The organism is Flavobacterium sp. CS20, from assembly GCF_018080005.1.
In the GTDB taxonomy this organism is placed as follows: Bacteria; Bacteroidota; Bacteroidia; order Flavobacteriales; family Flavobacteriaceae; genus Psychroflexus.
Genome location: NZ_CP073015.1, coordinates 1,160,444 through 1,172,866, shown reverse-complemented (window position 1 = coordinate 1,172,866; position 12,423 = coordinate 1,160,444). Strand labels below are relative to the sequence as shown.

The following is a 12,423-nucleotide window of genomic DNA, read 5'->3' as shown; positions in this document are numbered from 1 at the left end:
TTAAAAATTATCAATTACAGATTTAGCCACTTTTAGGGCGTTTGCCGCTTGTCTAAAAGTAACTTGAGTAGGTTTGTTGTTGTTTATGGCTCTTGCAAAACTTTCTAATTCTTCAAGAATAGCATTGTTTTCTTCAACCTTGGGATTGTCAAAATAGATTTGCTTTTTCACGCCTTCGGCATTTTGTAAAATCATATCAAAATCGCCTGGTGTTTTTGGGGCATCTTTCATCTTGACGACTTCAGATTTTTTTTCTAAAAAGTCCACAGAAATGTAGGCATCTTTTTGAAAGAATCTTGCTTTACGCATATTTTTTAAAGAAATCCGACTTGCGGTGAGATTGGCAACACAACCGTTTTCAAATTGAATGCGTGCATTGGCAATATCTGGCGTTTCACTGATGACCGAAACTCCACTGGCGTTGATGGATTTTACATCAGATTTGACAACGCTTAAAATGGCATCAATATCGTGAATCATCAAGTCTAAAACTACAGGAACGTCTGTGCCACGAGGATTAAACTCTGCCAAGCGATGTGCCTCGATGAACATTGGGTTTTTTATCTTTGGTGCACTCGCTAAAAATGCTGGATTAAACCGCTCTACGTGACCCACTTGACCTTTGACTTGGTGTTTGTCAAGCAATTTTATCAAAGCTTCAGCTTCCTCAATGCTGTTGGTGATTGGTTTTTCAATAAAAGTATGTTTGCCAGCTTCAATGGCTTGTTTAGCCATTTCAAAGTGAGATAGAGTTGGTGTGACAATATCAATCACATCTACATCATCTAACAGTTTTTGGTAATCATCATAAAATTTATAACCATTATCTTGACTTATGGTTTTAGCATTGTTTTGATCCATATCATAAAAACCAACAAGGTCATAAGCTTTTGAAGCTTGAGCTAATTTCAAATGAATTTTACCCAAATGACCTGCACCAACTACACCTATTTTAAGCATATTTAAATTTTTATCAAAAATAACATTTCTTTTTTGAATTTTGATTAATGATTGTAAAGCTTTAAGATAAAGGTGAGAAAGTATGGGTTTCTGTTTACGCTGATTATAGCCGAACAAAATTACATTTAGTTTTTTGCTACTCATTTTGCCAACGCTGAATAAACCAAAAGAGCTTTTTCTTCAACGCTTTTGATATTAATTAAAAAATATTTGAAATCTATAATCTTTTTGTATATTTGGACAATAATTGTCTAAAACTTTTTTGACTAATGAAAACTTTAGGTGAGACTTTAAAAAATGCAAGAGAGCATAAAAAATTAATTTTACGAAAAGTTGCAGCTGAAGTAGATATTGATCAATCATTGATTAGTAAGTTTGAGAAAAATGATAGAAAACCAACAATGAATCAAATTAAAAGGTTTGCTAAATTTTATGAACTTTCAGAAAGTGAATTATTGATTAATTGGTATTCAGAAAAAATAGCTGATGACCTAAAATACACGGATTTGACTACTGAAATACTAAAAGTAGCAGAAGAAAAAATCAAATATTATAAAACTCAAGCAAATGGAAAGTAAAACATTAAAAGTAATAGAATTGTTCGCTGGAGTAGGTGGTTTTAGACTTGGTCTAGAAAAAAGTAATTATAAAATTGTTTGGAGTAATCAATGGGAACCTTCAACAAAAATACAACACGCATCAAAAGTTTATGAAGCGAGATTTGGAAAAGAAAATCATTCAAACGAAGATATAAATGAAGTTGTTCAAAGAAATGTGGAAGAAATCCCTGATCATGATTTATTAGTTGGTGGTTTTCCGTGTCAAGATTATTCTGTAGCTACAACTTTACACAACTCAAAAGGTCTAAAAGGTAAGAAAGGTGTTTTATGGTGGGCAATTCATAAAATACTAGAAGAAAAGAAAAATAAGCCAAAATATTTATTCCTTGAAAACGTAGATCGACTCTTAAAATCTCCTGCCAAACAAAGAGGTAGAGATTTTGCAGTTATGCTACAAAGTTTAAATGATTTGGGGTATGCGGTTGAGTGGAGAGTAATTAACGCAGCTGAATATGGAATGCCACAAAGAAGAAGAAGATTGTTTTTTATTGGCTATCATAAATCATCAGAATTATTTTCAAAATTAAAAGAATCAAGAAAAATAGATTGGATATTAAAAGATGGAACAATACCAAGTGCATTTCCAGTTAAAAATTCATCAGAGCTTTTTTTATCAAAATTTCAATTAAAAGGAGATTTAGTAGAGATTACTGATAATTTTAATAAAACAGGAAAAAAATCACCATTCGAAAATTCAGGTGTTATGATAAATGGTGAAGTTTCAACAATTAAAACAGAGCCAAGTTATGATGGTAATTATACTGTTTTAGGTGATGTTTTACAAAATGGAGAAGTAACGTCTGAATTTTTTATTGACGATAAAGATAAGGATAAATGGGAATATTTAAAAGGATCTAAGACCATTGAGAGAATTTCAAACGAAGGTCATAAATACAAATATTCTGAAGGTGGAATGATTTACCCAGACGCCTTAGATAACGCTTCAAGAACAATAATTACTGGTGAAGGTGGTAAATCTCCATCAAGATTTAAGCATGTAGTTGTTTCAGAAAGAGGTTTAAGAAGACTTACACCAATCGAATTAGAAAGACTAAATATGTTTCCAGATAATCACACAAAACTTGAAGGCATTTCAGATAGAAAAAGAGCTTTTTTTATGGGTAATGCTTTAGTAGTTGGAGTAATTGAAAAAATAGGTAAAGAGCTTTATAAACAAATAAACCAATTAGAATATGCTTGATATTTCTTCAGCTAATTCAATTATAAATTTTGCCAAAAAACTTAAGGGTCAAACTTTACGACAAGCTTGTGGAAAAGAAATCGAAAAACACGGTTATAAAGGAAAAGGTAATTTTGGACAAATATTAGAGAAATTTTATTTTGGATATGAACCAAATTCTGATGCAGAACCTGACTTTAAAGAAGCTGGAATTGAATTAAAATCAAGTCCACTAAAAGCCTTAAAAAACGGAGAATTTCGTTCAAAAGAAAGGCTTGTCTTAAATATCATAAATTACCTAGAAGTACACAAAGAATACTTTGAAACAAGTTCATTTTGGAAGAAAAATGCTCATTTACTTTTAGTCTTTTATCTTCATGATAGAGATTTAGATTTACTTGATTATATAATTAAATTGGTTGACGCTTGGAAATATCCCGAAGAAGATTTAAAAATAATAGAGCAAGATTGGAACTTCATAAAACAGAAAATTAAGGATGGGAAAGCTCATGAATTATCGGAAGGGGATACTTTTTATCTTGGTGCTTGCACGAAAGGATCTACTGCTTTAAAATCCTACAGAGATCAACCATTCAATGATAAAAAAGCAAAGCAAAGAGCATATTCTCTTAAGCAAGGTTATGTAAATCATATAATAGCAAACATTGCAAATGAAGAATCTGATGTTTATGGAAAGATTATTAAGCGTGTTGATATTTTAGATAAATTACAATCTATTGAAGATATCGTGATTTCGAAATTTGAGACATTCTATGGTAAAACAGCTGAAGATATTGAAAATATTTTAAATTTAAACCTTAATCAAAGAGCTAAAAGTTATTTTGCCAATCTTACAAATGCTGTGCTTGGAATTGAACTTGGTAAAAAAATTGAAGAATTTGAAAAAGCTGATATTAAAGTCAAAACCATTAGGTTAAAAGAAAACAATCTTCCTAATGAACATATATCATTTTCACCTTTTAAATATCAAGAACTTGTTGAAACAGATTGGGAAGATTCAGATTTTAAGAATATTTTAGAGAGTAAATTTTTCTTTGTTTTCTATCAATATGAGAACAATAATTTAAAACTTAGAAAGGTTAAGTTTTGGAATATGCCATATTCAGATATCATAGAAGCAAAAACTGTTTGGAATAGAATGGTCGATACACTTCAAAAAGGTGAAGTTGTAAGAAAAATTACAGAAAAAGGCATAAGAAAAACATTCTTTCCCAAAAAAAGAGAAAACAGAATTTGTCATATAAGACCTCATGCAAGAAATGCAGCTGACACATATAAATTACCTGTGGTTGATAAATTAACTGGATTAACTGAATATACAAAACATTGTTTTTGGTTAAATGCAAGTTATGTTAAAGATGAAATTTATCTGAATTAATCCAACGCTATTACCAGCAATCACACAACACAAAAATTGTAACTTTCAGCCCTTGCTCATTGAATAGCAGAATGAAAAATTATAAACAAAGAATGTTGGTTTAGTTTTTTGCTAACCGATGATTATTGAATTGATAGTTAAAATATTTCTTGTTTTACCTTGATCGAAATAATCTAAATATATTATCGAAAATTTAAATTTAATCCTTATTTTTGATTTATAAATACATTGCGATGAACATTCAGGCTGAAAAAATAGAACTGATTAAAATGCTTTTGGATATTGAAAATCCCAAATTAATTGAGCGTATTAAAAAAGTCTTTCATACAGAAAAAACATCTGACTTTTGGGATGATTTATCAATTGAACAACGCAAAGAAATTGAAAAGGCTTCAGCAGAGATTAAAAATGCAGAAGTAGTGAATTACGACACTTTTATGCAAAAACACAGATAAATTGGGTAAAAAAGTTGTTATTTCAAAAACAGCCGAAAAGAAATTAGATAACTTGTTTAAGTATTTAACTGAAGAATGGTCTAATAAAATCAAAAAAGACTTTATTAAAAAATTAGATTCATCGATAGAATTAATTAAAAATCAACCAGAGATTTTTCCTGAATCTAAAAAAGGGAAGGGTTTAAGAAAGTGCGTAATCACAAAACAAACCACATTATATTATCGCTATAATTCTGAACAAATTAATATTGTGACGATATTTGATAATAGGCAAAATCCTAATAAACTGGATAAAGACATTTGAAAAACTAAACATTATCAATTATGTATTGGTAATTCATTTAAAAAACGAAAACAAAAATTTCAAAAATCTCCTCAAGCCTTTGTCCTCGCCCCGATTGGAGCGACAGCTTGTGTAGGCTTTTGTTATTTTTTGTGGGCGAGGCGTGGCGACCAACGGAAGCCACGAAACGCACAGACAAAAAAACAAAAGACAAACAACTATAGCGGAAAGCGGGAGACTGTCCTGAGCAAAAATGACCAAACTTTTTTTGCTTCTAAAAATCGAGCTTAATTAGTTTTTTAAAATATTCTATTTACTTACTTTTACGTTTTAATTTTTTCATTTGAAAGACACTTTTAAGCATCAGGGCAAACGCAAACAACTCGTTGAAAAACTCAAAGATAAGGGAATTAAAGATGAGCGTGTTTTAGACGCCATTAATCGCATTCCGAGACATTTGTTTATGGATAGCAGTTTTGAAGATTTTGCTTATCAAGATAAAGCTTTTCCTATTGCTGAAAGTCAAACGATTTCGCAACCTTTTACCGTGGCTTTTCAAACCGAATTGATGCAAGTTGAAAAGGGCGATAAAGTTTTAGAAATCGGCACAGGAAGTGGTTACCAAACCGCCGTGCTTTGTGAACTCAATGCCCAAGTTTACAGTATTGAACGCCAACAAAAACTCTATAAATCGACTAAGCGTTTTTTAGAAAAATTGGGTTATCGCCCAAAATATCTGAGTTTTGGTGATGGTTACAAAGGTTTGCCTGATTATGCTCCTTTTGATAAAATTATCGTTACAGCTGGTGCACCTTTTGTGCCTAAACCGCTTATGGCTCAATTGAAAATAGGTGGGCGATTGGTTATTCCTGTTGGTGAAGACCCACAAATTATGACTTTGCTTGTGCGAACGGCTAAAGATAAATTTGATAAACACACTTTTGGCGAATTTAGGTTTGTACCTTTATTAGAAAATAAAAATTAACGTTATGAAGTCATTTTTATTTAAAATTTCACTTTTATCTCTTTTTTGGATTTTATTTTCCTGTCAAAATCAACCTCAACTCATTAAAATAGAAGGAGAACAAATTGCTGTTGATTCTACTTTAAGTCAAGACCAATCTCTTGAAAAATTTATCAAGCCTTATAGAACTTCAATTCAAGAAGAGATGAATCGACCTTTGAGCTATACGAAAAAAGCAATGTTTAAGTCTGACCATCCTTTAAATACTGCCATTGGGAATATGATGGCCGATGCGGTTTTTGAAATGGCAAATCCTATTTTTAATAGCCGCCACAAAGATTCAATTGATGGGGTTTTATTGAATTATGGCGGTATTCGCTCAGGTATTAATCAAGGTGTGATAACCACTCGAACGGCATACAATATTATGCCTTTTGAAAATATGGTGGTGGTTGCAGAATTAGATGCCAAATCAATAAAAGCAATGGTGAATTATTTGGTCAAAAACCAAGTTGCCCATCCTATTTCAAAAATGCAATTGCGTTTAAATAGCAATAGTGAAGTTGTAGATTTTAAAATAAATGGAAAACCCATCAACGATGATGAAACATATTTTATCGCTACGTCTGATTATTTGTTGCAAGGTGGCGATAACATGATTTTTTTTAAAAACGCAACACAGGTTTTTGATATAGATTATAAATTGAGAAACCTTTTTATAGATTATTTCAAAAAACACGATACCATTTCTGCAACAGCTGATCAGCGTTTTGTCAAAATTAGATAAATATGAAACGAAGAACATTTATAAGCCAAACTATACAAGCTGGCAGTCTTGTTGGATTGAGCAGTTTGGTCAATCCTGTGATTTGGGAGAAATCTTATGACAAACACATCACGATTTTGCACACCAACGACGTGCATAGTCACATTGACCCGTTTCCAAATAAGCATCGCAAATTTCCTAACCGCGGTGGTGTGAGTCGGCGATATAGTCTTGTTCAGCAGATAAAATCTGAAAATCCAAACACGCTACTTCTCGATGCTGGTGATGCGTTTCAAGGCACGCCATATTTTAATTTTTATGGCGGAGAATTAGAATATAAACTGATGTCTAAAATGGGTTACCAGGCTTCAACCATTGGTAATCACGAATTTGATAATGGCATTGATAATATCGCGGCACAATTGCAACACGCAAATTTTGACTTGCTTAATGCCAATTATGATTTATCAAATACCTCTTTAAATGCTTTGGTGAAACCATATCAAATTTACGATGTGGATGGCATTTCAATAGGTGTTTTTGGACTTGGTATTGAATTGGAAGGTTTAGTGTCTAAAAATCTTTATGGTGAAACAAAATATCTTAATCCCATTGAAATCGCTCAAGACCAAGTAAAAATTTTAAAACAAGAACATCAATGCGATTTGGTAATTTGTTTATCTCATTTGGGTTATGAATATCAATCAGATAAAGTCAGCGATATACAACTCGCCAAAAACACAAAAAATATTGACTTAATCATCGGCGGTCATACGCACACATTTTTAGACCGACCGACTAAAGTTGTCAACCAAGCAGAAAAAATCACCTTAGTCAATCAAGTAGGTTGGGCAGGTTTAAACCTAGGCAGAATTGATTTTTACTTTAGCAACAATCAAGAAAAAGGAGTGAAAGATGTGGTTATTGAAGTTTAAAATTTAATAAAAATTCTACTTTTTTTCATGTTTTATCTCTTACAAATCGAGGTATTTTATTAGTTGAATTCACGTTAATTTAATAAACAGGAATTTCTATATAAGTATCGTCCCAACCAAGCAAAAGGTGATAACCTTTATCTACTTTTTTACTTGTTATTGAAAATGTTTCAACATTAGCAACTGTAGATTTTGGTTTAACTTCTATTCGAGCCACATCCTTAGAAGAATCGTATTGATAAGCACCCCATTGGTTAAGCTCTTTGTTGAGAATTACAGTCCATTTATCTTTATTTGGAATGGTAAATAAAGAATAAGTCCCTGCATCAATAGGTTTTCCGCCAAAAGTAACTTTTTCATAAAAAGTGATTTCTGTGGCTTCGTTGGCACCTGTTCTCCAAACTTCACCATAAGGAACAAGACCACCAAAAATTTCTCTTCCTTTTTTTTGAGGTCTGCTGTAAATGATTCTCATAAAAGATTGTCCATCATCTGTCCTAACGATAACGGCATCCATTGGGCTTATATCAACCTTTGGAAAATTTTGAGCTTGAAGTGAGTTAAAACATAGTGCAACGATAAATAGTGATAAAATTTTGGTTTTCATAAATGTTTTTTTTCAATGATAACTCAAAATTAAAGGTTGCCATATTTAAGACTTGTTAAATTGTGAATATTTAACATCTTTTTGTTGATAAATACTTGTTTAAAGTTGTTTGATTGTGTCTTGTAAATAATGGGTTTGCTTATATTTGTCTGTTATGAACTAATATTAAAAATTTATGAACGAAGACATCAAAAAAAACAACTATTCAGCTGATAGTATTCAGGCTTTAGAAGGTATTGAACATGTAAGAATGCGTCCATCTATGTATATAGGTGATGTAGGCTCAAGAGGTTTGCATCATTTGGTCAGTGAAGTTGTCGATAATTCTATTGATGAAGCTATGGCAGGTCATTGTGACAAAATCACTGTCATTATCGAAGAAGATGGCTCGATAAGCATTGAAGATAACGGTAGAGGTATTCCAGTAGATCTGCATAAAAAAGAAGGCGTTTCAGCCCTTGAAGTCGTGATGACTAAGATTGGAGCTGGAGGAAAGTTTGATAAAGATTCTTATAAAGTCTCTGGTGGACTCCACGGTGTTGGTGTTTCTGTAGTTAATGCTCTTTCAGCTCAATTGAGAGCTACAGTTTATAGAGATGGCAAAATATATGAACAAGAATACGAAAAAGGAAAACCACTATATCCTGTAAAACAAGTTGGCACAACAGATTTGCAAGGAACTAAAGTAACTTTTATGCCTGATGCTGAAATTTTTCAAGACAGTGTCGAGTTTAAATTTGAAACTTTAACTCAACGCTTAAGAGAATTAGCTTTTCTTAATAAAGGTATAAAAATCAACATTACCGACAAACGTTCTAAAGATGAGAATGGTGAATTTCTTAAAGAATCTTTTTATTCTGAAGAAGGATTAAAAGAATTTGTAAGATTTTTAGACGGCACCAGAGAACCATTAATTACTGACGTGATCAGTATGGAAGGTGAGAAGAATGATATCCCGGTTGAAGTAGCGATGATTTACAATAACTCTTATGCTGAAAATCTACATTCTTATGTCAACAATATCAACACTCACGAAGGTGGAACACATTTGTCAGGTTTTAGAAGAGGTTTAACTAACACCCTAAAGAAATATGCCGATGCTTCAGGGATGTTAGAAAAACTTAAATTTGAAATTACTGGTGACGACTTTAGAGAAGGTCTTACAGCTATAGTTTCAGTAAAAGTAGCTCATCCACAATTTGAAGGTCAAACCAAAACCAAGTTGGGTAACCGTGAAGTAACTTCCGCTGTGTCTCAGTCGGTGTCTGAAATGTTAGAAATTTATTTGGAAGAAAACCCCAATGATGCTAAAACCATTGTGCAAAAAGTGATTCTTGTCGCTCAAGCCAGACACGCCGCTAAAAAAGCCCGTGAAATGGTGCAACGAAAAACCGTTATGAGTGGTGCGGGTTTGCCTGGAAAACTCTCAGATTGTTCTGAACAAAATCCAGAAGACTGCGAAGTGTTTTTGGTTGAGGGTGATTCTGCAGGTGGTACAGCTAAACAAGGACGAGATAGAAAATTTCAAGCCATTTTGCCTTTAAGAGGTAAAATCCTTAACGTTGAAAAAGCTATGCAACATAAGGTTTTTGAAAATGAAGAAATAAGAAATATTTATACAGCACTTGGTATAACCATCGGTACTGAAGAAGATTCTAAAGCTCTTAATATTTCAAAACTCAGATATCACAAAATTGTTATTATGTGTGATGCCGATGTTGATGGTAGCCACATTGCTACACTTATTTTGACCTTTTTCTTTAGATATATGAAAGAATTGATAGAAGCTGGTCATGTTTACATTGCCACACCGCCATTATATTTAGTCAAAAAAGGAAACAAAAAACGCTATGCGTGGAGTGAAAAAGAACGAGATGAAATTTTAAGCGAATATAAAACCAATGCCGTTGTTCAACGTTACAAAGGTCTTGGTGAAATGAATGCCAACCAACTTTGGGATACCACCATGAATCCTGAGTTTAGAATTTTAAGAAAAGTAACGATTGACAATACAAGCGAAGCTGATAGAATCTTTTCGATGTTGATGGGCGATGAAGTGCCACCAAGAAGAGAATTTATAGAAAAGAACGCCGTTTATGCCAATATTGATGTTTAAATATTTTTAGAAAAAAGTATAATTCAGTTGTTTTAAAATAAATTAACCTTAAGTTAAAACAAAACATTTTAAAACAATTAAATTTACTGTTTATGAAAGCATGTTTCACAAGCTTATTTTTATTTTTAACCTTTTTGTCATTAGCACAAGAGGATATCGATAATCTTCTGTTTGCTGGTGTTGAAGACGCTCAACGATTTAGTCAAAGCTATTTTTCGCCAGCAACTGATGCTGTGATTTATGGTATGAGTTCGGGATGGTTTAACACGGCAAAAAGCAAAAAATTTTTAAGATTTGAAATTTCGACCATTGGCAATTTGTCTTTTACAGATGATGAAAACCAATCCTTTCAACTAAACACTGCCGATTATAACAATCTGTCGTTTGCTTCTGGACCCAACTCTCAATCTGTTGCAACAGCTTTGGGAGAAAATGATCCCGATATTAATATGATAGTCAATGTAGAAGACCCAAACACCAATCAAACATTACAAATTCCTATTACTTTACCGCAAGGTATATCTTCTGAAGATATCAATTTTGTGCCAACGGGTTTCATTCAAGCCAGTATAGGTTTAGTAAAAGGGTTTGAGTTAAAAGCGAGATATCTCCCTGAAGTTAATATCGAAGATGTTGATACTCAGTTTTATGGCTTTGCTTTGCAAAATGAGTTGACAGAGTTAATCCCTTTTGATAAAATTTTACCGATAAGAATTTCGGCTTTAGTTGGCTATTCTAAGTTTGAAGGCAAATATAAATTTGATAATTCTGACCTTATTTCAGGTGTTGATAGAAGAATAGAGTCTGAAGCAGATTCGTGGTTGTTTTCTGCTATTGTGTCAACCAAATTGCCCGTTATAAATTTTTATGGCAGCGTAGGTTATGTTAGTGGAGATGCCACGACAAGTTTATTAGGACAATATAACCTAAACACGGGTATTGAATCGGTTGATAGTGAAGTCTTGGTCGATCCTTATAGCGTTACATCTGATGTAAGTGGTGCAAAAGCAACTTTGGGTTTTAAATTAAGTTTAGCATTTTTTAGAATACATGCAGATTATTCGTTTCAAGAATTTAATACTGCCAGTTTAGGCATAAGTTTAGGAATATAAATTTTAAAATAAATATCATATGAAAATTACAGTAGTTGGAGCAGGAGCAGTTGGTGCAAGCTGTGCTGAGTACATTGCCATTAAAAATTTTGCATCAGAAGTTGTTATTTTAGACATCAAAGAAGGTTATGCCGAAGGCAAAGCTATGGATTTGATGCAAACGGCTTCTTTAAACGGATTTGATACCAAAATTTTGGGTTCTACAAATGATTACACAAAAACAGCAAATTCTGATATTGCCGTAATCACGAGTGGTGTGCCACGTAAACCAGGTATGACCCGTGAAGAACTTATAGGAATCAATGCGGGAATTGTTAAAGATGTTTCCAGCAATTTAGTTAAACATTCACCAGATGTTACTTTAATTGTTGTGAGCAATCCTATGGATACCATGACTTATCTTGCACACCAAACTTTAGACTTGCCAAAACACAAAATCATCGGAATGGGAGGTGCTTTAGACTCTGCAAGGTTTAAATACCGACTATCAGAAGCTTTAGAATGTCCAGCATCTGATGTTGATGGTATAGTAATTGGCGGTCACAGCGATACAGGAATGTTGCCATTAACACGTTTAGCAACAAGAAACAGCGTTAGAGTTACTGAGTTTTTATCTGAAGATAGACTTGAACAAGTGAAAGAAGACACCAAAGTTGGTGGTGCTACTTTAACCAAACTATTAGGCACGAGTGCTTGGTATGCACCTGGTGCTTGCAGTTTCAGCCATTGTTCAAGCCATTGCTTGCGATCAAAAGAAATTGTTCCCTTGTTCAACCTTGCTTGACGGTGAATATGGACTTAAAGATTTATGTATTGGTGTTCCTGTCATTATAGGTAAAAACGGTATTGAAAAAATCGTAGAACTTGATCTTACTGATGCTGAAAAAGCCAAACTTCAAGAAAGTGCTGAAGGCGTTAAGAAAACCAATGGTTTGCTTTAAACTATAAATGCATTTTAAATTTTAAAATCCGTTGCTATAATCAGTAGCGGATTTTTTTTATAATTATTGATTAGATTCCACTCTA

Annotated in this window: 12 protein-coding genes and 1 pseudogene; 11 read left to right on the top strand and 2 right to left on the bottom strand. The window is 32.8% G+C overall.

Features of this window, described 5'->3' with window-relative positions; translation table 11 throughout:
* Positions 1–960, bottom strand: a complete 960-nt coding sequence (locus IGB25_RS05650; protein ID WP_211066863.1) for a Gfo/Idh/MocA family protein — start codon at positions 958–960, stop codon at positions 1–3.
* A 269-nt stretch (positions 961–1,229) separates the two neighbouring features.
* On the opposite strand from IGB25_RS05650, the gene IGB25_RS05645 reads away from it, so the two are divergent.
* From IGB25_RS05645 to IGB25_RS05610, 8 genes are all read left to right on the top strand, one after another.
* Positions 1,230–1,538, top strand: a complete 309-nt coding sequence (locus IGB25_RS05645; RefSeq protein WP_211066529.1) for a helix-turn-helix domain-containing protein — start codon at positions 1,230–1,232, stop codon at positions 1,536–1,538.
* Positions 1,528–2,781: a DNA (cytosine-5-)-methyltransferase gene (gene dcm / locus IGB25_RS05640; RefSeq protein WP_211066528.1), complete on the top strand. Its 1,254-nt coding sequence runs from the start codon at positions 1,528–1,530 to the stop codon at positions 2,779–2,781. The genes IGB25_RS05645 and dcm overlap by 11 nt, the downstream gene beginning before the upstream one ends.
* Positions 2,774–4,159, top strand: coding sequence for a Sau3AI family type II restriction endonuclease (locus IGB25_RS05635; protein ID WP_211066527.1), 1,386 nt, complete (start codon positions 2,774–2,776; stop codon positions 4,157–4,159). The genes dcm and IGB25_RS05635 overlap by 8 nt, the downstream gene beginning before the upstream one ends.
* 233 nt (positions 4,160–4,392) lie before the next feature.
* Positions 4,393–4,614, top strand: coding sequence for a hypothetical protein (locus IGB25_RS05630; RefSeq protein WP_211066526.1), 222 nt, complete (start codon positions 4,393–4,395; stop codon positions 4,612–4,614).
* A gap of 1 nt (position 4,615) precedes the next feature.
* Positions 4,616–4,918: a type II toxin-antitoxin system RelE/ParE family toxin gene (locus tag IGB25_RS05625; protein WP_211066525.1), complete on the top strand. Its 303-nt coding sequence runs from the start codon at positions 4,616–4,618 to the stop codon at positions 4,916–4,918.
* A 322-nt stretch (positions 4,919–5,240) separates the two neighbouring features.
* Positions 5,241–5,882 carry a protein-L-isoaspartate(D-aspartate) O-methyltransferase gene (locus IGB25_RS05620; RefSeq protein ID WP_211066524.1) on the top strand — a complete coding sequence of 214 codons (642 nt, stop codon included), beginning with the start codon at positions 5,241–5,243 and terminating at the stop codon, positions 5,880–5,882.
* Between the two features lie 4 nt (positions 5,883–5,886).
* The gene (locus tag IGB25_RS05615) at positions 5,887–6,648 is read left to right on the top strand and encodes a 5'-nucleotidase C-terminal domain-containing protein (protein ID WP_211066523.1); all 762 of its coding nucleotides are present in this window, start codon (positions 5,887–5,889) and stop codon (positions 6,646–6,648) included.
* 2 nt (positions 6,649–6,650) lie between these two features.
* Positions 6,651–7,562, top strand: coding sequence for a bifunctional UDP-sugar hydrolase/5'-nucleotidase (locus IGB25_RS05610; protein ID WP_211066522.1), 912 nt, complete (start codon positions 6,651–6,653; stop codon positions 7,560–7,562).
* Between the two features lie 79 nt (positions 7,563–7,641).
* On the opposite strand, the gene IGB25_RS05605 is transcribed toward IGB25_RS05610, so the two are convergent.
* Positions 7,642–8,169: a DUF2911 domain-containing protein gene (locus IGB25_RS05605; RefSeq protein WP_211066521.1), complete on the bottom strand. Its 528-nt coding sequence runs from the start codon at positions 8,167–8,169 to the stop codon at positions 7,642–7,644.
* A gap of 175 nt (positions 8,170–8,344) precedes the next feature.
* Between IGB25_RS05605 and gyrB the strand changes: the two genes are divergently transcribed.
* The 3 genes and pseudogenes from gyrB (at position 8,345) to IGB25_RS05590 (ending at position 12,338) form a co-directional block, all read left to right on the top strand.
* Entirely contained in the window at positions 8,345–10,285 is a 1,941-nt protein-coding gene (gene gyrB / locus IGB25_RS05600) for a DNA topoisomerase (ATP-hydrolyzing) subunit B (RefSeq protein ID WP_211066520.1), read from the top strand.
* Between the two features lie 92 nt (positions 10,286–10,377).
* The gene (locus IGB25_RS05595; RefSeq protein ID WP_211066519.1) at positions 10,378–11,397 is read left to right on the top strand and encodes a DUF6588 family protein; all 1,020 of its coding nucleotides are present in this window, start codon (positions 10,378–10,380) and stop codon (positions 11,395–11,397) included.
* Positions 11,398–11,416: 19 nt separating this feature from the next.
* Positions 11,417–12,338 (top strand): annotated as a pseudogene (locus IGB25_RS05590) (malate dehydrogenase).
* The last annotated feature ends 85 nt before the right edge of the window (positions 12,339–12,423 follow it).